Consider the following 25,550-nt stretch of genomic DNA (forward strand, 5'->3'; position numbering starts at 1 on the left):
CTAATCGGGGCTAGTCTTTTCAGAGACTAGCTCTTTACAAGGAGACTCATCATGACAAAGAAAAAAGTCTACATTATTTCCCATAGTCACTGGGACCGTGAATGGTACATGCCTTATGAACAACATCATATGCGCTTAGTTGCCCTAATGGACGACCTTTTAGAAACCTTTAAAACCGACCCGGACTTTCATAGTTTTCACTTAGATGGACAAACGATTTCACTGGATGATTATTTAGAAGTTCGTCCCCAAAAAGAACAAGAAGTTCGCCAAGCCATTGCTGATGGCAAGTTAAAAATTGGTCCCTTCTATATCTTGCAAGATGACTTCTTAATCAGTGCGGAATCCAATACCCGTAATATGTTAATTGGTTTAGAGGAAAGTAAAAAATGGGGCGATCCTGTCCTCCTTGGCTATTTCCCAGATACCTTTGGCAATATGGGGCAAGCCCCTCAAATGATGCAAGAAGGCGGTATCGAAGTCGCAGCATTTGGTCGTGGTGTTAAACCAACAGGCTTTAATAACGCGGTCATTAACGATGAAAAATATGCCTCACAGTTTTCAGAAATGTGGTGGCAAGGTCCCGATGGTTCCAAAATTTTCAGCGTGCTCTTTGCCAACTGGTACAGTAATGGCAATGAAATTCCGTCTGAAAAAGAAGCGGCCATCTCTTTCTGGGACACTAAATTAGCAGATGCCGAAGCTTATGCCTCAACTGGTCATCTTTTAATGATGAATGGCTGTGATCACCAACCCTTACAAAAAGACGTGACCGAGGCTATTAAACTAGCCAATGAGCTTTATCCAGATTACGAATTTGTTCACAGCAGTTTCGATGAATACTTAACAGCTGTTATGGCAGATGCCCCTGACACCTTAAGCACTGTCGAAGGTGAACTAACCAGCCAAGAAACAGATGGGTGGTACACCCTGGCTAATACCTCTTCATCACGGATTTACTTAAAGCAAAAAAACACAGAAGTCCAGCGCCAATTAGAAAGCATTACCGAACCTTTAGCTACTATGGCTTACGAGGTCACTGGCAAATATCCCCATGACGAATTGCGTTATGCTTGGAAATTACTCTTGCAAAACCACCCTCATGATAGCATTTGTGGCTGTAGCGTCGATGAAGTTCATCAAGAAATGATGACGCGTTTCGCCAAATCATTAGAGGTCGGCCGCTTCCTAGCTAGTGAAGCCCTAGAAAGCTTAACCAACGCCATTGACACCAGTCGCTTTCCAGAAGGCAGCAAACCTTTTGTTCTTTTCAATACTAGTGGCAATCAAAAATCCGATGTGGTTGAAACAGAAATTGAATGGAAACGAGGTCTTTTTTCAGAAGGTGCGCCGAATGCTCAATATACCAAACTAAAAAATGAAGCCGTTCCAGAATTAGTCGTCATTGATGAAACAGGTGAAGAAGTTGAGGCTGAAGTTATTAGCTCAGAAGTTCGCTTCGGTTACGATTTGCCAAAAGATGGTTTCAGAATTCCCTTTATGGCACGCTATATTAAAGTCCGAGTAATGGTCAGCAAGATGGCTGAAATGTCTTGGAAAGGCTATGCTCTCGTTGAAAAAGCCAGCCAAAAACAAGCAACCAGCTTAATTAAAGACAAGGGTCACTTATTGGAAAATGCCTTCTTAAAAGTCATCGTCAAATCTGACGGTCGCTTAACGATTACTGATAAAACGACGAAGACGACTTATGACAATTTCTTAACTTACGAAAATGTCGGTGATATTGCCAATGAATATATCTTTAAACAACCTAAAAATGACACAGCAATCTACGCCCACGACTTCCCATTAGACGTCTCTGTAGTGACCGACAGTCCCCTTCAAGCCGAAATCGCACTGACTCAAAGAATGCTGATTCCAGTCAGTGCTGATGAAACGGTCTTAAACGAAGAGATGTTTTCCGTCACGGAGTTCAGACATCGGAATGCTGGTCGCAGCAAAGAATTAGCACCATTGGAGCTTACGACGATTGTTCGCTTGGATCAAAACAGTTCACAATTGAAATTTACTACTAGCTTTAATAATCAAATGAAAAATCACCGTCTACGGGTGCTCTTCCCAACGAAAATCCAGACAGATGTTCACTACGCTGAAAGCATTTACGAAGTCGTAGAGCGACCAAACAGTGTTAGCAGTTCGTGGGAAAATCCCACAAACCCGCAACACCAACATTCGTTTGCCAATGTCAGAGATGATAAAGCTGGTGTCACTGTGGCCAATTACGGCCTCAATGAATACGAATTAGTTAAAGAGGATACAACTCTAGCCTTAACGATTTTCCGAGGGACTGGTGAACTAGGGGATTGGGGGTTCTTCGCTACTCCAGAAGCACAGTGTATCGGTCAACAACAAGTGGCCTTTGCCGTTGATTTCCATGGCTCAGATGATTACAACAAGACATTTAAAGCCGCTCAAAATTTCCAAATACCTGTGTCAAGTACTCAAACAACCGTTCACAGTGGAGCTTTAGCAACAACCAATCAGTTCTTAAGTATTGATTCAGAAGGTTATTTACTAACGACCATGAAACGCAAAGAACATCAAAGTGAGGTTATCGTTCGAGGGTATAACCTGTCTAACACGGTCTCCTATCCGTTAGCGCTGACAATCAAAGGTTACTCCCCAGAACGAGCAACTTTAATCGAAACACTAAGTGAAAAAAAATTAACAAATACTTTGGCATCCGCGGAAATTCATAGTACAATTTGGAAGAAAGATTAAAAAAAGTTGGACAGGCGCTCTTTAGAACCCTGTCCGACCAAAAAGGAGAATTCAAGAAATGAGAAAATTTCCAGAGAATTTCTTTTGGGGTGCTGCAGCCTCAGCCCCACAAACAGAAGGTGCAGCTCTAATCGATGGTAAAAGTCCATCAACATGGGACTTTTGGTACAAAAAAGAACCCGAACGATTCTTTAACCAAGTAGGACCTCAAGACACCTCTAATGTTTATTATCAGTACAAAGAAGATGTTCAACTGATGCAGGATATGTCATTGAATTCATATCGGACCTCTATCTCGTGGAGCCGTCTATTACCTGATGGCAAAACGATCAACAAAAGTGCTGTTGACTATTACCGTGCTTATTTCACTGAATTAAAAGCCAAGGGCGTCGAGCCGATTATGAACTTATTCCACTTCGACATGCCAATGTGGTTAATGGAGAAAGGGGGCTGGGAAAATCGTGAGTCCGTTGACGCTTTTGCCTTTTACGCTGACACGGCCTTCACACTTTTTGGCGACATCGTCAAAAAATGGGCAACTTTTAACGAGCCAATGGTTCATATCGAATGCGGTTATTTAGGTGATGCCCACTACCCAGCGGTCCATGACTATAAACGTGCGATTCAAGTTGGCTTCCACACCGTGATGGCCCATGCCAAAGCCGTTGAAGCCTTCCGTAAAAATAAAAACAACGATGGCGAAATTTCTTGTATTCTCAACCTCTCCCCTGTCTACGCTAAAAGCGATGATGAAAAAGATCAGGAAGCTCGTCGCCTAGCCGATTTGTTATTAATCAGAAGTTTACTTGACCCAATCGTCCTAGGAACGTTTCCTGAAGAATTAATCGCTCTGTGCAAACAAGCCGATTTACTGCCAGAAATTGTCGAAGGCGATTTAAAAATTATCGCAAACAATAAAATTGATTTCTTAGGCGTTAACTACTACCAGCCGCTACGGGTTCAACACCAAGATCAGCCCGATCTGGAAACCATCACGCCTAGTTCCTTCTTTAAAGGCTATGATTGGCCAGAAAAACGAATTAACCCTCACCGTGGTTGGGAAATTTACCCTGAAGGGATTTATGATATTTCCATGCGCATCAAGAATGACTATGGTAACTTGCCATGGTTTATCTCGGAAAATGGGATGGGAGTTGAAGGTGAAGAAAAATTCATCGATGAAAAGGGCATTGTCCAAGACGATTACCGAATTGAATTTATTGAAGATCACCTTCAATTCTTACATCAATCAATTGAAGATGGCAGTAATTGCTTCGGTTATCACCTGTGGACATTCGTCGACTGTTGGTCATGGCTAAATGCTTATAAAAACCGTTATGGCTTTTACCGTGTTGACATCGAAGATAACTTCAAGCGTTATCCAAAACAATCAAGCTTTTGGATGAAAGAAGTCATTGAACGCAATGCAATAAATTAATAAAAAGGCTGATTAGCTAAGGCTAAATCAGCCTTTTTTTACTTATTTAACTTTTTTGATAATTAAATGAAATTCCCACTCCACAGCTCATGAGATTTCATCAATTAAATAATAACTCCTTCTCAATTCCCCCACTATAATATGTTATAATGACAGTTGACTTTTAATCATAATCTCGCTGAAAGGAGAACCCATTTATGATTCAAGATAAATATGCTGTCCTCCAAACCTATTTTGGTTATTCAGAGTTTCGTGAAGGACAAACCGAAATCATCGATGCTCTCGTCTCAGGACAAGACGTACTTGGCATCATGCCAACTGGCGCAGGAAAATCTTTGTGTTATCAAGTTCCCGCCCTTTTATTTGACGGCCTAACGATCGTGGTCTCCCCTCTGATTTCTTTGATGAAAGACCAAGTAACGGCCCTTAATCAAGTTGGGATTCCAGCCGCTTTTTTAAATAGCTCATTAACGCCCAGCCAACAAGGTCGAATGATGCAGAATGCTCGTAATAATCACTATAAATTAATTTATGTCGCCCCTGAGCAACTAACGACACCACGCTTTTTGGAATTTTCCCGAACCGTTAATGTGGCCTTTGTCAGCGTCGATGAGGCTCATTGTGTCTCACAGTGGGGGCAGGATTTTCGACCAGGTTATTTACAAATCAATGACTATTTGGACGCTTTGCCAAACCGCCCGATTGTCGGCGCCTTTACGGCAACTGCTACTAACTTGGTGAAAGAAGATATTAGCCAACTCCTTAGATTACGAGATCCTTTAACCTTAACCACCGGTTTTGACCGCAAAAACTTATCATTTGCCGTTGAAAAACCAAAAGATAAATTCCGATTCGTTCAGGATTATATTGCCAAGCGAGAAGATATTAGCGGCATCATCTATTGCCAGTCTCGTAAAAATGTCGAAGAGGTTTGCCAACGCTTATCAGACCTTGGCCATGCGGCAACACGCTATCACGCAGGCCTGTCCAGCGATGAGCGCCAAGCCAATCAAGAACTGTTTGTCACTGACAAAATGAAACTAATGGTTGCGACCAATGCTTTCGGTATGGGAATTGATAAATCCAATGTAGCCTTTGTCATTCACTACAACATGCCTAAAAACATGGAAAGCTATTATCAAGAAGCTGGTCGTGCTGGTCGTGATGGCACGCCTGCCGAATGTATCTTACTATACAGTGGTCGCGATGTGGTCATGAATCAATTTTTTATCGACAACGATAATGAAAATGACCAACTATCCGAAGCCGAGCGTGAGTCCTTTAAAAAGCATGAACAGGAACGGCTAAAACGAATGTCCTTCTATTGCTTTACACAAGATTGTCTTCGCCATTATATTCTGAATTATTTTGGCGAAGCCTCTGGAAATTATTGTGGCAACTGTAGCAATTGTTTAACTAATTTTGATAAAGTTGATGTGACTGTTCACGCACAAAAAATCATTTCCTGCGTTAAACGCTTGAGAGAAAACTTTGGAACCAAAATGGTCATCGACGTCTTACGTGGCAGTGAACAAAAACGGATTAAAACACTCCGTCTTGACAATGTTTCCACTTATGGAATTATGAAAGATACAAGTGAAAAACAAATTCGGCAGATGGTCGAATTTATGCTAGCCGAGGGTTACCTAATCACCAGTGACGGTCAATATCCCGTTCTACAATTGGGCTTTCGAGCGAAGGATCTATTAACGCCTCAAGCCCAATTAATGATGAACCTAGCTAAAGACGAAGAACCTAAAAAGAAAATCACCGTCACAGACGATGTGGCCAATCCAGCGCTCTTTGCCCGCTTGCAAATCTTGCGACGTGAGTTTGCTGACGAGCAAAAAGTGCCAGCTTATATTGTCTTTAATGATGCAACTTTAAGGGAGATGTCTGCCCGCTTACCAGAAAGTAGCGCACAGCTTGGCACAATTAGCGGTGTCGGAACAGTCAAACTCGATAAGTACGGCGATGCCTTCTTAGAGGTCATCACTACTTACTTAAACGAAACAGCTGAAACTACAGAGTAAAAAAGTGAATCGCCAAGGGGCGATTCACTTTTTTTTACTTAGGAATGAACTTAAATCAATTCGTGGCATTTTAACCGCCTGATCGTAACGAATAGTTTCTACACCAAGTCCTTTTAGCGTTAGCTTAACCATTTTCTTGGAAAAAAGCTTCGCCTCTTTGTCTCGCTCTTCTGCAATCTGATTACCACTAACTCCACTATTACCTGTTTGACGCATCTCAGCTGAATCAAAGGCCGGATGAATCACATAGAAATACTGGCCAGCCGGCACTGATTTCAAAAACTCCAGCGTGCGGATATCACGGTTAATCAACTTGTCCACATTAGGTGGAACCGAATAATAGTCAGCGTGATTAAGTAAGCCTTTTTCAACTGTCCATTGATCAACTGCTGCTTGCAGCCCAGGTATAAAACTTTCAGGAAACATATGAGAATCTGCGTAACTAATCTTAAATCCCAAGTCAAGCAACCGTTGATACTGTGCTTCATACTCCGCCATTATGACTGAGACAGACGGTGTCGTTTCAAGAAACTGTTTGGGATCTGCCAGAAAATAACCAGCTTGATCCACTAAGCCACTAGCCAGTTCTAATTCGGTCAAAGGGCCCCACTTAACCTTGTCCCATTCCGAATTCAAAACTAGATGAACCCCGAAACAAACCGAATCATATGCTTTTAACTTGGCTGCCGCCTCTTCAATTTTAGGCCCCACAGCCATCAGCGAAACATTCTTAACAATCCCTGTTTCAATCACCTTCACCATCGCTTCATTGGCAGATGTGCTGGAACCAGCATCATCTGCCCTTAAAATCAATTGCCGCTTACTCATTAAGTCCCCTCATTTCATCTTCAATTTAATAAAAAACAGCCAGCCCATAATTTCCGGCTGACTGTTCCCTTATTCCTCGTCGTTAGACTTGTTCTTGTTGCCATTGCCAAAGAATTTTTTCTCTTCTTCAGGTTCCTCTTCCACAGGTTCATGGAAAATAACTTTTAGCAATAAAACACGAGAACCTTCCATCTCTTCTGAAATCAATGTAAGATTGTCAACACTATAAGACAGTTTTTGATCTTTGTCGGGAATTGTCCCTAGAGCAGTGATCAAATAGCCAGCCATGGTGTCCACATCTTTCATGTCTAAGTTCGTGTTAAACTCTTCGTTAAACTCGCCAATTGGCATTCTCCCTTGAACATAATACACATTGTCTTCAATTTGAGTGTACAATTTTTCAACTTGATCCGACTCGTCATCAATTTCGCCCACAATCTCTTCTAGCAAGTCTTCCAAGGTAACAATACCAACCATGCCGCCATACTCATCTAAGAGGATCGCCATAGCGTTTTGTGTCCGTTTCAACTCATAGAGCAGATCGTCAGTAAAAATCGTCTCAGGAACGAATAAAGGCTCTTGTAAGATGGACAGAAGATCAATTTTATCAAAACCCTTTTCGTGAGCTTCTTTTAGCAATCGTTTCAAATGCAGCACACCGATTACTTTGTCTTTGTCATTATCGTAAACCGGTACTCGAGAATAGGTATTATCTAAAATCAAGTCCAAGTTATTCGCCATGGGCTCATTTAAATCAATCATAAATGAATCCGTGCGAGGAACCATCACCTCACGAGCTACCGTTGTATCTAAGGAGAAGACCCCTTGAACCATTTCTAGCTCATCTAGTTCCAGGATACCTTCTTTTTCTAACATGTACCGCATTTCATCACGGGTCATTTTATTATCTTCATCATCAAATTTCATTGGGGTTAACTTACTTAATAGATCCGTTGAAGCTGACAATAACCAAACGAAGGGTTTAGCGATAACACCAATTGCCAAGATCGGCCCAACAGCTATGCGAGCGACTTCTTCTGATTTATTAAGCGCAATCCGTTTCGGATATAGCTCACCAAACACAATTGAAATATACGTTAATAACATTAATACGAGGACTTTCGATAGTTGCGTCGCCCAAGATACGTCACCAAAAAGTGGTGCTAATTTTCTTGAAAGGGAATCTGCCAAAGAGGCACCAGACAAGATATTGACTAAAGTAATACCGACTTGAATCGTCGATAAAAAGTTACTTGAATTCCCTAACAAAGCAGATAAACGGGCAGCTTTCTTGTCCCCTTGATCGGCTTTCTGTTGAATTCTATTTTTATTCAGTGATACGACGGCAATCTCTGCAGCTGCAAAGAAAGCATTTAACAATGTTAATACTACTAAAATTAAAAGTTGTACTATTAACGACTGACTCTCCGGGTCAGCATTCATACGCTGTTCTCTCCTTTTGTTTAGGGTGGTAGCTCACTGAGCAAATGCCATACCGCTCACTTCTCATTTGTCTCGGAACTCGCTATCCCTTTTAGCCACTGTTTTATATTATGTAGTCATAACAATCAGTGGATTTTCCATCATGATAGACGTGGCACTTAGCTCATCATCTCATGTTAATAATATACGATAAAATCGTATCATAAATGATACGATTTATCAATATATAGAATTATTTAATTAGTTTACTGGAACCATCCATCAATTCTTTTTTGCGATTGAGTTGGATAATGTCAAAAACATAGATGAAAATCGTTTTACAGACTGCGTAGAAAGGAACACCTAAAATCATTCCAACCAAGCCAGCAATATTTCCTGCGACCAATAAAATTAAGATAATCGTCAGTGGATGAATGTCCAAGCTTTTGCCAATCACAAGTGGGTAGATAAAGTTACCATCAATTTGTTGAACAACTAAGACGACCACACAGGCTAAAACCGCTCTAAACGGTGAATCAAAGACCGTCACTAAAACCGCAGGCGCTAAGCCAATGTAAGGACCTAAGTAAGGAATCATATTAGTGATCCCTGCAATCACACCGAATAAAAAGGCATATTCGACTCCAATTGCCCAATAACCAATAATCGTCGCCACTGCCACAAATAAACACTCTAAGGCTTGTCCACTAATATAAGCAGAAATCGTGTCACTCATTTTGCTTAATAGTTCTTTGATTTCACCTGCATGGCCTTTTGGCAAATACTTAGAAATGGATGGAACAAATCTCTCCCCATCTTTTAACATGTAAAATAAAATTAATGGCACCGTTACAATCAACATCGTCGTACTGGCCACAGATGAAATAATTGACCCCAAACTAGTAGATAAACCATTGACCACATTTTTAAATATATCGCCAAATGACAGATCAAGTTTGTCAATGTATTCCTGGTAATTCACATTTTTTAACAACGGATGATTCATCATTTCATTGGCCCACGATTCAATGCCTTTAACAATATCCGGAACACTGCTGGCTAATGAAGCGATTTGTTTCGCTAAATTAGGAATAACAGCCCCAATAAAGACAACTAAAACGCCTAACAACAAGACGAATACTAAAGCCACAGCCAAATTCTTTTTCATCTTTGCTTTGTCCATTAACAACTTGACTAAGGGATTCAACATGTAATAAAAAAAGCCTGCTATTAAAATTGGGGCAAATAAAGTTGTAAACAACGTTGCCACCGGTTTAAACATAAAGTTTATTTTCGAAGAAACTAAAATAAACGTTGCGATGACCAACAACTCCACCGACCAAAACATTAACTTAGATTGTTTAAGTTTATCAAACAATGATATTTCCTCCTTCAATTATCACGCGCTATCATAAGCACTTGACTGACACCATAATTCTGTTCTTCTGTTAGTATAAAGTATTTACCCCTAAAATGCTCTTATTTTCCTCGCAAAGGGATAAAAATAGCCCTCTAAAAGCGGAACATCTCCATTATAACTGAAAATCTAAAGGCCTGACATCCCACTTAAGACTGATTATTTAACTTGCTTTATGCTACTCGTTTGTACTATCATAAAAAGAAATCAAACTATGAGGTGAACTATTAATGACCGTTCGATATACAGAAGATTTAAGCACAGCGATTTACCAAGATGCCTTAGCAATCCGGCGAGAGGTTTTTATAAAAGAACAAGGCGTTTCTGAAGCGATTGAAATTGACGGCGAAGAAGGCTGTCTCCACTTCGTCCTATACAGTGACACTCAGCCAATGGCTACTTGCCGCCTACTAAAAAAAGAGCATCACATAGCAAAATTGCAACGAATGGCCGTCCTAAAAGAAGGACGCGGTCTTCAACTTGGCAAACAATTAATGAGCGAAGCAGAAAAAATTGCCGCGGCACACGGCTTCAAAGAAATTATTCTTGGTGCCCAAAACACCGCCATTGGCTTCTATGAAAAATTAGGCTATCACACTGATGGACCAGAATTTTTAGACGCCAACATCCCCCATCACATGATGAAAAAAGAACTGTAACAAAAATAACGTGCCACTATGAAATGGCACGTTATTCCATTAATCGATAATCTGCTCAAAAATAAAATGCCCAACGCCACCATCCTTACAGTCCCGAACCACTAAGTCACACTTCTCTTGAATGGCTTGGGGCGCATTGCCAACAGCCACCGAAACGTCAACCGCTGCAAACATCGAAAGATCGTTATCTCCATCCCCAATTCCGTATGAAGTCACCTTATCAAACTGTTGAATATAGCCTTCGATTGCAGCGCCTTTATTACTTTGAGGATCGATAATTTCCAACACCGTTGGAAAAGTCGAAAACGCCGAATAACCTGCTTCTTCAAAAATTCCTTTTAGACGATCACGATTCTGATCGTTCCCTTCCATCAACTCGACCTTTAACAATTTAATCTCAGGATGCTTCTCAAAATAACTGACCAAGTCTTCATGATGCTCGCAGACATTGGTAAAATAATCTTCCTTAAAATCCATCGCTTCAATCCCCTGCTGCCCCATAAAAGCCAAGTCTAGTCTAAGCTGTTTGAGGTGGTCCGTGTAGTGATGAATCGGTTTCAAGTAAGTTTCAACACTGGTATGAACATGATAAAACATCTGATTCTCCTCTAAGATCTTAACAATAAACTTAAACTGATCCAAAGTTAATGTTTTAGTAAAACGAGGGTCTTCCCCTCTTAGCTTAAAGCCAGCCCCATTACTGAAAATAAGATCACAATCAAGATTACTTTCAGTTAAAACCATCTTGATTTGCTGGTAATTTCGCCCACTCACAAAAACAAAACGATGCCCCGCCTCTTGCAAGGCATTCACCGCTTCTATATTTACGTGAGGAATGGGCTTTCCCAACTCTTGAAACGTGCCATCAACATCCGAAAAAACAACTTTCATCATTATCCTCCTTACATGAACAATTCATTAAAAAGAGAACTGCCACTAAACCAGCTGACAGTTCATTAATTGGTAGAAAAAATGCTGACATTGCAACTTCTTGTAACCTACTTAAGCAGTAACGTTGCTTGCGTAGCTTCCTTGGAAGTCGCTCACGTCATAACGCATTTTAGTTCTAACCTTTTGCTTATGTTAGAATTCATCTAACTTCTTGCTACTTACGTGACAATTGCTGGTAGCGGTCATACCATAGTTCAACATATTCTTGAGAAAAAGGACCATAACCATTATTAATCCAATCGACGAGAATTTTGACATTTTCCTTTAAGATAAAGTCAATCTCAGCGGGATAGTTCATTTGTCTACGGTGCTCTTCATACTCATCTACGTCTAACAAGCGCTTTTCGCCATCAGGAAAGACTTTAATGTCCAAGTCATAATCAATATACTTTAAAGCTTCTTCGTCCATGAGGTAAGGTGAGGCTAAATTGCAGTAATAAGAGACACCTTTTTCTCTAATCATCGCAATTACATTGAACCAATATTTATTGTGAAAATACACAATAGCAGGCTCCCGCGTTACCCATCTACGCCCATCAGACTCCGTCACTAAAGTATGGTCATTGACCCCTATGAGCGAATGCTCACTCGTTTTTAATACCATGGTATCACGCCATGTTCGATGCAAATTGCCGTCGTGTTTATAGCTTTGAATGGTGATGAATTCCCCTTCTCTAGGAACACGCATAGGTACCCTACTTTCTGTGAAATGATTCAGCCATTTCGTTAGGGTGTTCATTACACCGGCATCAGAATTATTATATCATAAATAAGGCTGATAGCTAGAATAAAATACCTAAATAATAGCTGAGTCCAGAAAATAATGCAAATTTACGAGGGTTACTCCAATGATTTTAATGCGGCCCTTTCCGCATGAATTCTCGTTGTATCAAACAATGGAACTACGGTATCATTTTGGTTAACCAACAAACCAATCTCCGTACAGCCTAAAATAATGCCCTCAGCTCCTTCAGCCGCCAATTCAGCAATAATACGCAAATAAGTCCGACGAGAGTCCTCACTAAGAGTTCCTAAGCAAAGCTCCTCGTAAATCACTTGGCTGACAACGTCACGGTCCACCTGATTTGGAACAATTACCTCAATGCCTTTTGCCTCAATTTCCTGACGATAAAAAGTTTGCTCCATAGTAAAAACAGTCCCCAGTAACCCGACTTTTTTTATCTTCCGCTCTTCTAACGCCTCCCCTGTCACCTTGGCAATATGTAATAAGGGGATACTAATCGCTGACGCCACCTGGTTGGCAATCTTATGCATCGTATTCGTGCAAATCAAAACAAAATCAGCCCCAGCTGCCTCAAGCCCTTTAGCAGCCTCGATCAAAACTTGAGCACTTTTATCCCATTCTCCCGCAAACTGATAGGTTTCAATCTCTTGAAAATCAACACTGACAAGCACTACTTTAGCCGAATGAAGACCGCCCAGTTCTCTTCTTATCACTTCGTTTACCAATCGATAATAATCAACGGTACTTTCCCAGCTCATCCCTCCAATTAATCCAATGGTTTTCATTGTTGACATCTCCTCGCATCGATTTTATGCTACAAATAATTGTGACCTTCAAGCAGCTCCACTATTTTTTGCTGTGGCTTCGGAAAAGCGTACTCCTTGAACTCCTCAGGCATCAACCAGCGCTCTTTGTCCTTTAGTTCATAAGCAGAGCCTTTCGTCACCCCATAAGTAACTAAAATATGCCACTTTAAATGACTAAAGACATGGGTTACCTCGCCTAAAGGTTGTTTTTGCCAAATGACATCAGTATCTTGACGGTTATTTTCGACCCATTGCCTTAAATCAAGGGAATCTTCAGCCACTAGATCCAAGCGAACTTGAGACTCCTGGCTTTGTTGATAATCTTGCCATTGACCACGCATCTCTCCGTATTCGTCTCCTGAAACTTCCACTAACGGAAACGTCCATAAATTAGCTAAAAGACCTTTGTCTGGACGTTGACCTACCAAATAAGCCCCAGACTGATTGCGTACAACCTGCGCTAAATAATAAACAGGACGGCTCTTAACTTTTTTGCTTTTTACCGGATAGTTCGTCATAGTCCCTGCTTGATAGGCTCCGCAATAGACTTTAAGGGGACAACTCTCACATTTAGGACTAGTTGGCGTACAAGTTCCTGACCCCAAATCCATAATTGCCTGATTAAAACTGCTGGGATCTTTATGGGAAATCACCTTGCGAACTACATAATCAAAGGTTTTCCGACTAGCTGGTTTGGCAATATCATCATCCAGTTCAAACAATCGACTAAAAACTCGCATCACATTACCATCAATCGCCGGTTCTGGCAAATCAAAGGCAATGCTAGCAATCGCACCTGCCGTATATGGCCCAATCCCTTTTAACGTGCTAATCTCTTCAATCGTTTTAGGCATCTCGCCATCAAAATTTTCCATGACCTGTTGCGCCGCAACTTGCATATTGCGAACCCGTGAATAGTAGCCTAGACCTTCCCAAGCTTTTAACAAGCGTTCCTCTGGCGCCTCTGCCAAGGCTTTAATAGTTGGAAACCATTCCATAAACCGATAAAAGAAAGGAATCACTGTGACTACCTGAGTTTGTTGCAACATGATTTCCGACACCCAAATTCGGTAAGGATTTTGATTCTCCCGCCAAGGTAACAAACGGCGTTCCTGTTCATACCAATTCAAAAAATCTGCTTGAAAATCAGCAATCTTTTTTTCATTCCATTTAACAACCAGCTGCTTCAAGCGAACATCTGGTATCTCACTTTTACTCTTCATCTTCCATCTCTTTCTGACTAATATAGGCATTAATTATATCAAAACTGAAGCCTTTTTGGTACAAGGACTGTGTTACTTTTTGTTTCCGTTTCTTGGCATCAAAACGCTGATTTTTTCGCCATAACTTATCCCCCTGAATTTCTAAAAGATTTTCTTCCTCTTCTTCATCTTTTTCGATCGATAAAGTTTCCAGTGTCGCCGTGATAATGTCCCCGTTAAAGCCTTTTGTCATCAAGTATTGTCTGATTTTTTGCAGACGCTCATAATGACTGTTTCGCGCATATTTCCTAGCAGCTTTTGTAGCCACTTCAAGGGCTACTCTAATCTGCTCTTCCTCGGTATATAGTTGCTGAACTTCTTCAATGACGTCCTCTTTAATACCACGGCGTTTCAATTGCTGACGTACCACACTAGGTCCTTTATCAGACGTTCTCATCTGGGTTCTAACATAACTTTCCCCATACATCACATCATCGATGAGTTTAAGATCTTCAAGGCGCTTAATGATTTCAGTAATACTCTGCCAATCAATTTCACGCCCCTTTAAATAATCTTCCAGTTCCTTTTGCGAGCGCAATTGATAACTCAAATAGTTTAACGCCATTTGATAACCATGATCCAACTGGCTTTCTTTTTTAGCTGTAGCTATCACTTCGTCGCTAATTTCCATTCCCTTTAAGAGCCGTTGTCGTACTAACACATCCTCTGACACATAAAAAGAGCCACCTGCTTCAAGCCAGACCTTATACTGATTATTTTTTTCTTTCGAAATACTTTTGATGGTTTCCATCGTCTTCAACCCCTTATTTATTATACAGCTTCTATTTTAACTAGTGGTTTTCTCTCTACAAACAATTGACTAACAAGAATTAATCCCTTGCTAAGAATAACTGGACTGCCACTAAAACAAACAAACGTTCTCTTCACAGTTTAACATATTTCTCAAGTTTAATCCTAAACAACTCTTAGGAATGTCTCAGAAAATCATGCCTTCTTCAACTTCAACAGCTTTTCAGCTGATTCTGTGCTAAAATAAATAAGCTGAAACAATAATGAAAAAGGTGATCCAAATGGAAACAAATCATAATATCCAACTAGGGCAAACACTGACCTTGCCAATCAAACGTTTAGGCATTAACGGTGAAGGCATTGGTTATTTCAAAAAAACCATCGTCTTTGTCCCTGGTGCCTTGCCAAGCGAAACCATCACAGCAGAGGTCACGAAGGTGATGCCTCGTTTCGTTGAAGCTAGTCTAATCCAAATAAACAAAGCAGCGCCAGATCGTGTCACTCCGCCATGTCGAGTTTACGACGAATGTGGTGGTTGCCAGTTGCAACACTTAGAGTATGAGTCGCAGTTGGATTTCAAAAAAGACGTAGTTAAACAAGCTATGGCTAAATACAAACCAGCTGATTATCAAGACTACACACTATTGCCTACCCTTGGTATGGAAACTCCCTGGCATTACCGAAACAAATTACAGTTCCAAGTACGCCAAAATCATGAGGGAACAACTGAAGCGGGCCTGTATCAAGCAGACTCTCATCAATTAGTTGCCATTGACGACTGTTTGGTTCAACAACCCGCAACCATGACCACCCTCAATAAAATAGTCGCCTTACTAAATAAATATGGCATACCGATCTATGACGAACAAAAAAATAGTGGGATTGTTAAAACAATCATGATTCGTGTGGGCATCGCCACCAAAGAAGTGCAACTTGTTTTTATCACCAATAGCCCTAAACTACCAAAAAAACAGGCCTTGATCGCTGAATTGACCGAAGCCATACCAGAAGTTGTCTCCATTATGCAAAATATTCAACAAAAAAAGACTTCTCTTGTCATGGGAGACGAGACCCTACACCTTTGGGGAAAAGAAAGCATTGAGGAACACTTAGGTGATTTAGTTTTCGACCTGTCACCAAGAGCCTTCTTCCAACTAAACCCTGAACAAACCGCTATTCTTTATGAAGAAGCACGAAAAGCCCTTGATGTGCAGCCAACGGATACGATTGTTGATGCTTATTGCGGCGTCGGTACCATCGGCTTAAGCCTAGCCAAGCAAGTTAGCCGAGTTCGTGGTATGGATACCATTCCAGCAGCTATCGACGATGCTCGTCGCAATGCCGAACGTTTAGGCATCACAAACAGTCGCTATGAAGTAGGCACCGCTGAAGAGCTATTGCCACACTGGTTCACAAATGGCTTTAAACCTGACGGCATCGTCGTTGATCCACCACGAACAGGTTTAGATGAAACCCTCATCCAAGCTCTTTTACGTTATCCAAGTAAAAAACTAGTTTACGTTTCCTGTAACCCTTCTACCTTGGCTCGTGATTTAGTCAAACTAACACGAAAATATACGGTTGACTATCTACAATCCGTGGATATGTTTCCACAAACTGCCCGGGCAGAGGTCGTTGCTAAATTAACCCTTAAAGCATAAAAGAGAGTGGAACAGAGTAACCTCTGTTTCACTCTCTTTTACTAGGAATCACTCTTTATTTTTTGAGCTCCCGAAGATTCCAACAATTCCGTAGTTCCTTTAAAACTGATACCATTTTTTATTTCGCTTGAGCTAATAAAAAAACCTTCTACTTCAGCTAACTCACTCCACTCCACCTCTTGGTAATCAATCGTGACCGTTTCAACTACCACTTCATTGCTATAGCTGACTCCGTATTCAACACCCGCCACTCCTTTATATAAGGAAGAACGTTCAGCCATTTTTAATTTAGCCTCTTTTTCATCTAACACCGCTAAATTATCATAGGTTAAGCGACTAGTAGCAACTTGCTGATAAACTTCATCCCCCTTAGCTTTAAGTGTCACTTCAGTTTTTATGTCTTCTTCATCTATTAAATAAGTCGCCGATTGTTCCTTGGCACACCCAGCTAAACTTATCATCATCCATATCATGCAAATAAAACCAAACATTTTTATATTATTTTTTTCACTCATAATAAGCCATTCACTCATTTTCTATTATTAACCTTTTAAAAAGGCCCCTTTAATGATATCACATTATCATTTATAAATACATAGAATTATCATTTTATTCATAAATTAATCATTTTAAGTTTAATAACACTTAATTTGTTAAAAGTGAACGATAAGTTATCTCGTTTTTCTTTTTAGATAAATTTATTAAATAAATTACACAATCCATTAACACCAGACATGAGCTGATAATCTTGATCCACCCAAATCTTACGTCTTTGTAAGGATAGCTGAAAAGTGTTTATCTTTAATCTCAGAAGTGATATAACTAATCTATAACACACCAATTAGCTATCGGACATTCAATTTTATTTTAAAAGAAAGATTTTTAGCTTTACAGGGGGCTTTTATGGAAAACAAGCGAAAACAACAAATGAAATTACAACGAAAACGACAACGACGATATATTCGTTTCTTTTTCTTCTTCGGCCTCCTATTAGGCAGTGTAGCGGTCTTCAGTTTTTATCACTTTTACTACGAACCACAATTAGCTAAAACCACTGAAAAAAAACTCACGAAGTATGAACAACAAATCGCTATATTAACCGAACAGAATACAGACTTACAAAAAAAAATTGATTTAAATACCCAACAGCTCCAAGAAGAAGAGAAAAAAAAACCTCGAATGGTTTTCGGACAAACCAACAAGGGTGACCAATTTCCTGACTTAACAAAACAAATTGAACGTAAAATTAGTGACACAGGTTTTATTGGTTCAGTTCTCGTCATCAAAAATAATCAGATTGTCTTAGAAAAAGGTTACGGCTATGCCGATAAATCTGAGGAACGATTAAATGATCCCACTACTGAATTTATGATTGCCTCTGTCCAAAAAGCTTATACTGCCGTTTTGATTATGACCTTGATTGAAAATGGGTTGCTCACGATGGATACCCCCCTTTCTAATTTTTATCCAAATATTCCTAACAGCAATCAGATTACAATTAAGTCATTACTAAATATGACCTCTGGACTTCAGATCAAAGGATTCAATTCTCAAAGCGGATCAGAAGAAGATACAATAAACTACGCCCTTAATAATGCCACGTACTCACCTTTAACAAAATGGAATTATTCACCAGTCAATTACACCTTATTAGCAGGTATTATTCGGCAACTTTCGGGGCAATCCTATCAGGATTATTTCACTTCCCAAATAATCACTAAATTGAACCTGCAACAGACTGGATTTTATCAAAATTTTTATGCCAATCCTAAACATGCGGTTTCATCTGACAGTAAAAGCGACCCATACCTTAACCCAATTAAAACAGCAGACAGTACCTTTGCCTCCGAAACAGGCACTGGCAATGCTTACTCCTCAACAGGAGACATGTTTACCTTTATCCAAGCCTTGCTAGATGGCAAACTGATCACCAAAAATAGTTTAACCGAACTCTGGACCCGTCCAAAATTGGCTTTTGACTACACTTACGCTGCTGGTTTTTATCATAATGAACAATCAATAAACGGACATGGTGTTCTTGTTGGATTTGAACCCACCCTCGCGTTCTCCCCAGATGGTAGCACTGGCATCATAACATTTAGCAACTATATCTACCCTAAGTCAGCGAATGCCAATCTGACAAAAGAAATCTTCAAGTTATTGGCATAATAAAATAAGGCTGCCTTTATAAAGGTTAGCCTTATTTCCTTAGTGACTACTTAAAAGCCCTCACTCTTTTATTAATCATTTCTCGCTTGACTCTTGTGTCAGAGCTTACACTTTATTAAAGCCCATCACTAATGAACATATGTCTTACTATTTTTCATAAAAAGGAGAACCTTCATGATAATCTATTCAAGTAGCCAAGAATTAACAAACAAAATCAGACACAGTTTGCAAAAACTAGTGGCTGATTTTGATACTGTTCCCGAAGCATTAAAAGACAAACGAATAATCGAAGTAGACAGAACCCCTCAGAAATATTGTCCTATCAACTCGGTTGGGTCAATTTATTGCTGCAGTGGGAACAAGATGAACAAAATGGATTAGACGTCCCCTCGCCCGACAATAAGTGGAATAATCTCGGAGGGTTGTATCAGTCTTTTTATGAGACTGGCCGCTCATCCCTTCTGGAACAAAAAGACCAACTCAAAATAGCCGTAAACAACCTATGTGATTGGGTTGAAACTATGCCCACTAAAGACTTATTCGAGTCAGGACAACGAAAGTGGGCAACCACAAACGCTATGTAGCCTGTTTGGAAATGGGTGCACCTCAATACCGTTGCACCTTTTAAAAGCTTTAGAACTAAAATTTGCAAATGGAAAAAACACCCATTATAAAATAACCCCGACAAGCCATATACTTGTCGGGGATTGTTTTCGTGGCAATAACTTTATCACGAATAGTTTATTTTTCCAATTGAGCTTTTAAGATCCCTTGAACTCGGGCTAGTTCTTCTGGCGCAATATCTTGATAAGAAACGCCATCACGCATAACACCCTGTCCTTGTAAGGTATCTTGCTTGATATTACCAAAGGCATTCTTATATTTACTTTGTAAATCTACCATGTCTTCCCATGATAAGTCAGTCTTCATATTAGAACCAATGGTATCCAAAATTGATTTATAGCCAGTAATGGTTGAGAGACTTAAAGACTTTTTAACAATCGCAGTGATAATTTTACGCTGGCGATCCTGACGTCCATAATCGCCTTTCGGATCTTCGTAACGCATCCGTGAATAAGACAAAGCTTCCTCACCATTTAATTTAATTGTCCCTAAAGGAAAATCCGTTCCATCTTGGCTAAACTCCAGCGTATTTTCAACATTTATCCCACCAACAGCATCAACAAGCTCTTTAAGCCCCTTCATGTTGATGGTCACATAATGATCCAACGGAATATCCAAGAGATTCTCAACGGTATCCATGGCCATGTCAACACCACCAAAAGCGTAGGCATGGTTTATTTTATCCATCGTGCCATTGCCCACAATTTCCGTGTACGTATCACGAGCAATACTGACAAGGGTCGTTTGATTATTTTTCGGATTAATAGTTGCAACTAGCATCGTATCAGAACGACCTTGTTCGTCACGCCCTAAGTCCCCTGTATCCAACCCAAGTAATAAGACAGAAAAAGGCTCTCCAGCATCTATACTAACTGGTTGTTCACGTTTTTCCGATTGTTTCCGCGTTGTCGGTTGATGAATCTCATTTGCTGTTCCCTTAACATCAAAATAGACCTTAGCCGCATAACCACCAATCCCTATAATAATCACAAGCATAATAGCTAAAATACTCAAAAACACTTTTTTTCCTGTAGACATATGTCACCCCGCACTTTCTCAATACTATGATAATTAAACCACAAGCAAAAAAAATAGTAAAGTCTGTTTAGAAGTCTTTACTAAATGTTTAATTCCTACTAAGAAATGAGCACACTAAAAAGGTGTACTGTAAACTAACTTACAATACACCTCTTATCGTGAATCCAATTCCAGATCACTCATCTATACTGGCTCCTTTTGTCTACTTAATTCTTGAAGCGCCTTTTCAATCGTTGTGCCATAGCCACAAATTTGTGGATTATCAGGTAAATACACTTTGAACAATTGCGTTTCCAAATCAAGAGACAGCCGGTATTCGCCATATCCATCTCTATATGTCATCTCTTATCCCTCCTTTTCTACTATTTCAAAAGTGACCACCGTTCCTGTCGGCAGCCACTCATTAGCTAGCTACTGGGAATGCTTGGTCTATTAGCCGTTCAGAAATACATAACTAGCTAATATCTATATATTACCAGTAATTATTGAAGAAAATGTTACTATATCGTTATTGAAAAATGAAATTTTTTTGATGAAATATATCTTTTCTCTCTATAATTATGTATTTTTTCGTTATTTAATCTAACTCCAAAACAGCGTACAACAAATAATGATCTGAGACCAGCGATTCCTCGACATCCCAGCTGATTAATTTGATATTGCAACTAAAAAAAATATTGTCAATACATCTTGTCCGCATTCCAATATCCCCTCGGTTAAAGGTCTCCCGCCATATTCCCTCGGCACCATTTACGCCTTTATAACAAGTCTTAATCAAGTCAAACTCCTCTATCCTTTGATCCGTATTAAAATCCCCAACCACAACTTGGTATTCCGTCTGGTCATTTTTTAATTCAACTAGCAACTCATTGAACTGGCTTTGGCGCAATTGCTGATTTTCAAATGAAAGATGGGTGTTAAAAAAACTGACCCTCTTTCCTGCCTTTTCAATGATGACATGCTGATACCCCCGTCGTTCCAATTGTCCCAAATCCTTGCGATTCTTAAAATAACCATATGCTTCACTTATAAATGGCCATTTTGAAATTATCCCATTTCCATATTGGCCGCCTTCAAATAACAGGTTAGAGTTAAACACCCTGTGCCTAAATGCTTCACTAGCTATTTCATTTAACATATTATAAGGCGTCCGCTTAGTTTGACTATCTACTTCTTGTAGCCCAACAATTTCCAGCTGATGCTCTTCAATACTCTGTCGAATCACTTCTGGTGATGGCAGCAAACCAGCCGCTACATTATAGCTACCTACTCTCATTATCGTCATTATTGACGCCCCCTATCGATTGGTATGGTCCGCACATTCATTGATTAGCCGACTTACTTTATTGTCTTATTTAGTCTCTCTATCAAATTCGATGTCTTTTCAACCAGACAATTATCTTTTATTCCACTAAACGCGCCAATCCGTAACATATTTTTAAGCCTCTTCGCTTATTTTCCCCTGGTCTCATTTACTAATTCCGCACTCTTCTAAACTACTGTACAATGCTGTCCTTAATCGCTCTTGCTAAATCACGAGGATTTTCCCAGGCCATTGAGTGGCCAGCATTTTTTATGTTATCAACTCGAATATTATTATCGCTTAAAACCATTACATCTGGATCATCCAAATTGTACTCGCCAAAAATAAATGTTTTTGGGCAATTGAGTGAATACAGAATCTGTCTCCATGATGGGGTTTGTCCCTTAACCGCAGATTGTGAAACTTGATAAGCAGCTTGCGGTAACCATAGAGAAAAAGAAGAGGCCCACATTTCATTGGAATTAAGTCGGTTTTCTTTAATCATGTCGCTAAACCCTGTAGTCACAAACTTAGTTTGACTATACGAGGCAATTACTTTTGTTGTGAAGCCGCCTCCGCTGTCTAAGTTGGCTTCAGTAAGGATGAGATGACTAATCTTTTCTTCACATAAACTGGCTAGGGATAATGCTACTGATCCGCCTAAGCTATGACCAAACAAAATAAATGTCTCTATTCTCAAGTCATTAATAAACTCTAAGAGATAGTGGGCATGCTCTTGTATGGTGTAATTAAACTCAATCGGTTTATCGCTATAACCTGCACCTAAAAGATCAATTAAAATACATCTATGATTGTGAAGTTCTGGTTGCGAAGCGACGTCAGGATAATCAAAAGATCCAGCACAGCCTAAGCCATGGATAAATATTATCGGTGTATCCCTACCTGGAAAATCATGATAGCGAATCTTAACATCTGTCCCATCCAAAATATATTCTTTCATTAATTTATGCCTCCAATGGTCCTCTTAGTTTGCTACTAACACAAACTTTCCCCACTTATTTTTTCATTCCCTCTTTTAAAATTACCAGTAACTTTCGCTAACAATAGTTGCTCTTCCAAGCTATTACTAGCATCCAATTTCTTTTTAAGTTTCAAAAATTCTTTACCTACGACTGTTTTCACGTGTTTTCGATGCCAATAAATCATCAGTTTGTTATCTTTGGTCACGCTATAGTCAAAAGGTCTTTCCTCGAAAGATTTTCTTTTATCGACTTGTCTGTCCATTTTAACTACCATCACTCATCATTAAGAGACTTCTCAACCATGGCTTCACCTTTGACTAAGCCAGTTAAAAAATGATACATATCACCATTTTTCTCTGATTCTGGGAAGTCAATCAAATTGGTGTGAGCATACGCTCTCAATTCTTCTATTGTTACACCAAACTTATCAAACAACAACCCATTTTTAACTTTTTCTCCAATAAGTTCAATCTCCAGTTGACGAATTCTCTGTTCTAATTTTTCCATATGATCTTATCCTTTCGTCTAAATACGATCCCTGTATCAAATCATTCATTAGATAAATAGTTGCTCTATTTCATCACTAATCCATTCACCGCTTTTTTTCATTTCGTCGAAGACCACCCATGAAGTTTTCATAAAGGTTTTCTCAGGATTAAAGCTACCATCCGAATTTTGTTTATTTAGAATGATTGCTTTTGCATCTGTTGTCCTGATATCAGACAGGACCTTTTCACTTTTTAATAGAGTTAACAATTCGATTAGATTAGTCCGATAAGGATAGGGATAGAACAATTTAGTAATATCTCCCCCTAAAGTTACTGACCGATCCATTGTTTTATAGACTTCGTGTTCTAAAATATAGGCGATCCCTTCACTCAACTTTTGCTGAATCCGTTCCTCTTGACCATATCGAAACTGAAACTCAGATAGGGCCTTCATTGATTTTGCCAAGCCATCATAACAAGGCGTCTTGCCAACACAACCAAAACGTTGATATAAATCACACCCATGCCAGTGGCAGACTTCCCCTTTTTTAGTAATCTGGTACCTCATAATCCAGTTTAGCCCGTGTTCCGCTAATTCCTTTTCTTCAAATCGAATCATAATCAATGTCATCATTGCCTGATGGCAAGCGAGAATGCCATTTTCTCCATTGGAAAGCGAAAAACCTTCGACCTGTTTAGTCCCTTTAATCAAGTCTGTTAACATGGTTTTAGTCTTTTCTAGTCTAATCGTATATGGGATTTCAGACAACTCCAGTAACAGAAACTCTAATTTTCTAAGTCCTGTAAACTTATCAATTTGGTAATCTGCCAACAGAAGACTTTCAATAATTTGAGATTCTCTTAATAAACTATCGATCTGCTGATCCGATAGTTTTTCGCCCTGTCTAACTTTCTTTTTTAGAATTAACGCTGTATCCACCTTGCCATCCCCCTTCTCTAAAAACAGTTAAACAATCCACCAAATCAATGGCACTAATCTTTGGGAAATCATTATTACGACAATCATAAACACCAAGGGCCCCAACATAATAAGCAGACAAATTATTATCATAAAACTATTGAGTCATCTCATCAAATTGCGGATCTTACATGGTATTAGCCACATTTATTGAACCTTCTTTAGAATTCAGTGTATCAGTTTTTTTATCTCTTCTGGTAACTGATCCACAGTCTTATTTACATCGTCAGTATAAGTACAACCAATTAATAACATGCTTATGAAGGTTATTAAGACTATATTGAAATAAGACATTTTTCTATTCACTATACTAACTCCTTATTTTGACTTTGAACGATTATTCAGCATTAAACACATAAGTTTTACTTATTGCAGATTACCGTTTACTTAATTATCCCCTAGCCTTTATAAGCTTTCCTAATATTTTTTAAGGTTAGACATAAACCTCAGAAACTCAAAGGATTACTGTCTCCAAGTTAAAAGCTTACTTGAAAGCAGTTTATTTTGGCTCGATTAGGAGTCCACCTGAGCAGAAAACACCTCAATAACGCTTACAATCCAGACCAAATTATACCTTTATTTAACTTATTTTTCGGTTTCTCTACTTTCTTAAAATAAAAAGCCAAATCTTCTTGATTACCACTTTTCACTCCCCGATCCACGTCTTTATAAAGCAGCGTATTAACCAAATAATATCCATTTTCAATACTAATACTAAATGGCTCACATTCTTTGTCAGGAATCAAATCATCTAGAAACTGGGCTGCCATAGTCAAACACGTATAATCAATTAGATGTAGCCAGTTATTAGTCACTTCTATATAATTTTCAGCTTTCTTAAGATAACTTTCAGAATACTCTTCATTGACATAATAAGCAATTGCCCAATCATCCTCTATTCCTTCTTCTGTCATTTGGTACATCAAGAGATTCCCTAATTGTTGCTGAGCTTTGACATGAGGAATAAGATTTTTAATTAAGTCCCAATCTTCTTTAATAAAAGATTGATACGTCTCTTTATTGACCAAACACAAAAAATTTGTATCGCCTACATTAAATAATAAATCGCCCATAATTACTCTCCTTATGCCCCATATTTATAGCTAAATCGAGTTTAAACTCGATATTCGTCTTAAAGCCTAAACATTCAGTTCATTTTTATACAAACCACAGCCCAATGAAAGATAGTCCTACCTACGTTTATCTATCCTTCAATTAATTCTACTATAGATTTGCTCGTAAACAAAGGACA

General features: G+C 39.3%; 23 protein-coding genes and 1 pseudogene. 7 read left to right on the forward strand and 17 right to left on the reverse strand.

Going from position 1 to position 25,550, the window contains the following annotated elements:
- The first annotated feature begins 51 nt into the window (after positions 1-51).
- From RWN13_RS03160 to recQ, 3 genes are all read left to right on the forward strand, one after another.
- Positions 52-2,742, forward strand: coding sequence for an alpha-mannosidase (locus RWN13_RS03160; protein WP_314060412.1), 2,691 nt, complete (start codon positions 52-54; stop codon positions 2,740-2,742).
- A gap of 58 nt (positions 2,743-2,800) precedes the next feature.
- On the forward strand, positions 2,801-4,180 hold the full coding sequence (locus RWN13_RS03165; protein WP_314060414.1) for a glycoside hydrolase family 1 protein: 1,380 nt from the start codon (positions 2,801-2,803) through the stop codon (positions 4,178-4,180).
- Positions 4,181-4,377: 197 nt separating this feature from the next.
- Complete coding sequence (gene recQ / locus RWN13_RS03170; RefSeq protein WP_314060416.1) at positions 4,378-6,213, forward strand: DNA helicase RecQ; 1,836 nt, start codon at positions 4,378-4,380, stop codon at positions 6,211-6,213.
- A 24-nt stretch (positions 6,214-6,237) separates the two neighbouring features.
- Here the strand turns inward: recQ and RWN13_RS03175 are convergent, their stop codons facing one another.
- From RWN13_RS03175 to RWN13_RS03185, 3 genes are all read right to left on the reverse strand, one after another.
- Positions 6,238-7,041, reverse strand: a complete 804-nt coding sequence (locus tag RWN13_RS03175) for a ChbG/HpnK family deacetylase (protein WP_314060418.1) — start codon at positions 7,039-7,041, stop codon at positions 6,238-6,240.
- A gap of 69 nt (positions 7,042-7,110) precedes the next feature.
- On the reverse strand, positions 7,111-8,484 hold the full coding sequence (locus tag RWN13_RS03180; protein WP_314060421.1) for a hemolysin family protein: 1,374 nt from the start codon (positions 8,482-8,484) through the stop codon (positions 7,111-7,113).
- Positions 8,485-8,716: 232 nt separating this feature from the next.
- Positions 8,717-9,841, reverse strand: coding sequence for an AI-2E family transporter (locus RWN13_RS03185; protein WP_314060423.1), 1,125 nt, complete (start codon positions 9,839-9,841; stop codon positions 8,717-8,719).
- A gap of 269 nt (positions 9,842-10,110) precedes the next feature.
- On the opposite strand from RWN13_RS03185, the gene RWN13_RS03190 reads away from it, so the two are divergent.
- Complete coding sequence (locus RWN13_RS03190; protein WP_314060425.1) at positions 10,111-10,539, forward strand: GNAT family N-acetyltransferase; 429 nt, start codon at positions 10,111-10,113, stop codon at positions 10,537-10,539.
- 39 nt (positions 10,540-10,578) lie between these two features.
- Here RWN13_RS03190 and RWN13_RS03195 read toward each other — a convergent pair whose 3' ends face one another.
- The 5 genes from RWN13_RS03195 to recX form a co-directional block, all read right to left on the reverse strand.
- Positions 10,579-11,430: an HAD family hydrolase gene (locus RWN13_RS03195; RefSeq protein ID WP_314060427.1), complete on the reverse strand. Its 852-nt coding sequence runs from the start codon at positions 11,428-11,430 to the stop codon at positions 10,579-10,581.
- Positions 11,431-11,644: 214 nt separating this feature from the next.
- The gene (locus RWN13_RS03200) at positions 11,645-12,178 is read right to left on the reverse strand and encodes a DUF402 domain-containing protein (RefSeq protein ID WP_314060428.1); all 534 of its coding nucleotides are present in this window, start codon (positions 12,176-12,178) and stop codon (positions 11,645-11,647) included.
- Positions 12,179-12,330: 152 nt separating this feature from the next.
- The gene (locus tag RWN13_RS03205) at positions 12,331-13,020 is read right to left on the reverse strand and encodes an aspartate/glutamate racemase family protein (protein WP_314060429.1); all 690 of its coding nucleotides are present in this window, start codon (positions 13,018-13,020) and stop codon (positions 12,331-12,333) included.
- A gap of 29 nt (positions 13,021-13,049) precedes the next feature.
- Positions 13,050-14,264, reverse strand: a complete 1,215-nt coding sequence (mutY, locus tag RWN13_RS03210; protein WP_314060431.1) for an A/G-specific adenine glycosylase — start codon at positions 14,262-14,264, stop codon at positions 13,050-13,052.
- Positions 14,254-15,054, reverse strand: a complete 801-nt coding sequence (recX, locus tag RWN13_RS03215) for a recombination regulator RecX (protein ID WP_314060432.1) — start codon at positions 15,052-15,054, stop codon at positions 14,254-14,256. Before recX ends, mutY begins: the two co-directional genes overlap by 11 nt.
- A 280-nt stretch (positions 15,055-15,334) precedes the next feature.
- Between recX and rlmD the strand changes: the two genes are divergently transcribed.
- Positions 15,335-16,714, forward strand: coding sequence for a 23S rRNA (uracil(1939)-C(5))-methyltransferase RlmD (gene rlmD / locus RWN13_RS03220; protein WP_314060433.1), 1,380 nt, complete (start codon positions 15,335-15,337; stop codon positions 16,712-16,714).
- A 41-nt stretch (positions 16,715-16,755) separates the two neighbouring features.
- Here rlmD and RWN13_RS03225 read toward each other — a convergent pair whose 3' ends face one another.
- Positions 16,756-17,229, reverse strand: coding sequence for a DUF1307 domain-containing protein (locus RWN13_RS03225; RefSeq protein ID WP_314060434.1), 474 nt, complete (start codon positions 17,227-17,229; stop codon positions 16,756-16,758).
- A 388-nt stretch (positions 17,230-17,617) separates the two neighbouring features.
- On the opposite strand from RWN13_RS03225, the gene RWN13_RS03230 reads away from it, so the two are divergent.
- Together RWN13_RS03230 and RWN13_RS03235 are read left to right on the forward strand one after the other, a co-directional pair.
- Positions 17,618-18,883, forward strand: a complete 1,266-nt coding sequence (locus RWN13_RS03230) for a serine hydrolase domain-containing protein (RefSeq protein ID WP_314060435.1) — start codon at positions 17,618-17,620, stop codon at positions 18,881-18,883.
- 174 nt (positions 18,884-19,057) lie between these two features.
- Positions 19,058-19,557 (forward strand): annotated as a pseudogene (locus RWN13_RS03235) (ClbS/DfsB family four-helix bundle protein).
- 67 nt (positions 19,558-19,624) lie between these two features.
- Here the strand turns inward: RWN13_RS03235 and RWN13_RS03240 are convergent.
- The 8 genes from RWN13_RS03240 to RWN13_RS03275 all read right to left on the reverse strand — a co-directional run bounded on the left by RWN13_RS03240 (position 19,625) and on the right by RWN13_RS03275 (position 25,371).
- Positions 19,625-20,545 carry an LCP family protein gene (locus RWN13_RS03240; protein ID WP_314060436.1) on the reverse strand — a complete coding sequence of 307 codons (921 nt, stop codon included), beginning with the start codon at positions 20,543-20,545 and terminating at the stop codon, positions 19,625-19,627.
- A 183-nt stretch (positions 20,546-20,728) separates the two neighbouring features.
- Complete coding sequence (locus tag RWN13_RS03245; RefSeq protein WP_209527366.1) at positions 20,729-20,887, reverse strand: hypothetical protein; 159 nt, start codon at positions 20,885-20,887, stop codon at positions 20,729-20,731.
- A gap of 235 nt (positions 20,888-21,122) precedes the next feature.
- Positions 21,123-21,830 (reverse strand): endonuclease/exonuclease/phosphatase family protein, encoded by a 708-nt coding sequence (locus RWN13_RS03250; RefSeq protein WP_314060438.1) that lies wholly within the window; start codon positions 21,828-21,830, stop codon positions 21,123-21,125.
- Between the two features lie 211 nt (positions 21,831-22,041).
- Positions 22,042-22,809, reverse strand: coding sequence for an alpha/beta hydrolase (locus tag RWN13_RS03255; RefSeq protein ID WP_314060440.1), 768 nt, complete (start codon positions 22,807-22,809; stop codon positions 22,042-22,044).
- A gap of 35 nt (positions 22,810-22,844) precedes the next feature.
- Positions 22,845-23,105 (reverse strand): hypothetical protein, encoded by a 261-nt coding sequence (locus RWN13_RS03260; RefSeq protein WP_314060443.1) that lies wholly within the window; start codon positions 23,103-23,105, stop codon positions 22,845-22,847.
- Entirely contained in the window at positions 23,105-23,338 is a 234-nt protein-coding gene (locus RWN13_RS03265; protein WP_314060445.1) for a hypothetical protein, read from the reverse strand. The genes RWN13_RS03260 and RWN13_RS03265 overlap by 1 nt, the downstream gene beginning before the upstream one ends.
- Before the next feature lie 48 nt (positions 23,339-23,386).
- Positions 23,387-24,259 (reverse strand): hypothetical protein, encoded by an 873-nt coding sequence (locus tag RWN13_RS03270; protein ID WP_314060447.1) that lies wholly within the window; start codon positions 24,257-24,259, stop codon positions 23,387-23,389.
- Between the two features lie 590 nt (positions 24,260-24,849).
- On the reverse strand, positions 24,850-25,371 hold the full coding sequence (locus tag RWN13_RS03275; RefSeq protein WP_314060449.1) for a hypothetical protein: 522 nt from the start codon (positions 25,369-25,371) through the stop codon (positions 24,850-24,852).
- Positions 25,372-25,550: the final 179 nt, after the last annotated feature.

Source organism: uncultured Vagococcus sp. (assembly GCF_963518325.1).
Taxonomy (GTDB): domain Bacteria; phylum Bacillota; class Bacilli; order Lactobacillales; family Vagococcaceae; genus Vagococcus_D.

What these genes read in the sequence shown, in the direction of transcription:
- recX (WP_314060432.1), bottom strand. Translation starts at nt 15,054, where the DNA reads ATGGAAACCATCAAAAGTATTTCGAAAGAAAAAAATAATCAGTATAAG.
- RWN13_RS03265 (WP_314060445.1), bottom strand. Translation starts at nt 23,338, where the DNA reads ATGGAAAAATTAGAACAGAGAATTCGTCAACTGGAGATTGAACTTATT.
- RWN13_RS03230 (WP_314060435.1), top strand. Translation starts at nt 17,618, where the DNA reads ATGGAAAACAAGCGAAAACAACAAATGAAATTACAACGAAAACGACAA.
- RWN13_RS03260 (WP_314060443.1), bottom strand. Translation starts at nt 23,105, where the DNA reads ATGGTAGTTAAAATGGACAGACAAGTCGATAAAAGAAAATCTTTCGAG.
- RWN13_RS03195 (WP_314060427.1), bottom strand. Translation starts at nt 11,430, where the DNA reads ATGAAAGTTGTTTTTTCGGATGTTGATGGCACGTTTCAAGAGTTGGGA.
- RWN13_RS03165 (WP_314060414.1), top strand. Translation starts at nt 2,801, where the DNA reads ATGAGAAAATTTCCAGAGAATTTCTTTTGGGGTGCTGCAGCCTCAGCC.
- RWN13_RS03190 (WP_314060425.1), top strand. Translation starts at nt 10,111, where the DNA reads ATGACCGTTCGATATACAGAAGATTTAAGCACAGCGATTTACCAAGAT.
- RWN13_RS03245 (WP_209527366.1), bottom strand. Translation starts at nt 20,887, where the DNA reads ATGACATATAGAGATGGATATGGCGAATACCGGCTGTCTCTTGATTTG.
- RWN13_RS03200 (WP_314060428.1), bottom strand. Translation starts at nt 12,178, where the DNA reads ATGCGTGTTCCTAGAGAAGGGGAATTCATCACCATTCAAAGCTATAAA.
- RWN13_RS03225 (WP_314060434.1), bottom strand. Translation starts at nt 17,229, where the DNA reads ATGAGTGAAAAAAATAATATAAAAATGTTTGGTTTTATTTGCATGATA.
- RWN13_RS03205 (WP_314060429.1), bottom strand. Translation starts at nt 13,020, where the DNA reads ATGAAAACCATTGGATTAATTGGAGGGATGAGCTGGGAAAGTACCGTT.
- RWN13_RS03250 (WP_314060438.1), bottom strand. Translation starts at nt 21,830, where the DNA reads ATGACGATAATGAGAGTAGGTAGCTATAATGTAGCGGCTGGTTTGCTG.
- RWN13_RS03275 (WP_314060449.1), bottom strand. Translation starts at nt 25,371, where the DNA reads ATGGGCGATTTATTATTTAATGTAGGCGATACAAATTTTTTGTGTTTG.
- rlmD (WP_314060433.1), top strand. Translation starts at nt 15,335, where the DNA reads ATGGAAACAAATCATAATATCCAACTAGGGCAAACACTGACCTTGCCA.
- mutY (WP_314060431.1), bottom strand. Translation starts at nt 14,264, where the DNA reads ATGAAGAGTAAAAGTGAGATACCAGATGTTCGCTTGAAGCAGCTGGTT.
- RWN13_RS03240 (WP_314060436.1), bottom strand. Translation starts at nt 20,545, where the DNA reads ATGTCTACAGGAAAAAAAGTGTTTTTGAGTATTTTAGCTATTATGCTT.
- RWN13_RS03255 (WP_314060440.1), bottom strand. Translation starts at nt 22,809, where the DNA reads ATGAAAGAATATATTTTGGATGGGACAGATGTTAAGATTCGCTATCAT.
- RWN13_RS03175 (WP_314060418.1), bottom strand. Translation starts at nt 7,041, where the DNA reads ATGAGTAAGCGGCAATTGATTTTAAGGGCAGATGATGCTGGTTCCAGC.
- RWN13_RS03160 (WP_314060412.1), top strand. Translation starts at nt 52, where the DNA reads ATGACAAAGAAAAAAGTCTACATTATTTCCCATAGTCACTGGGACCGT.
- recQ (WP_314060416.1), top strand. Translation starts at nt 4,378, where the DNA reads ATGATTCAAGATAAATATGCTGTCCTCCAAACCTATTTTGGTTATTCA.
- RWN13_RS03180 (WP_314060421.1), bottom strand. Translation starts at nt 8,484, where the DNA reads ATGAATGCTGACCCGGAGAGTCAGTCGTTAATAGTACAACTTTTAATT.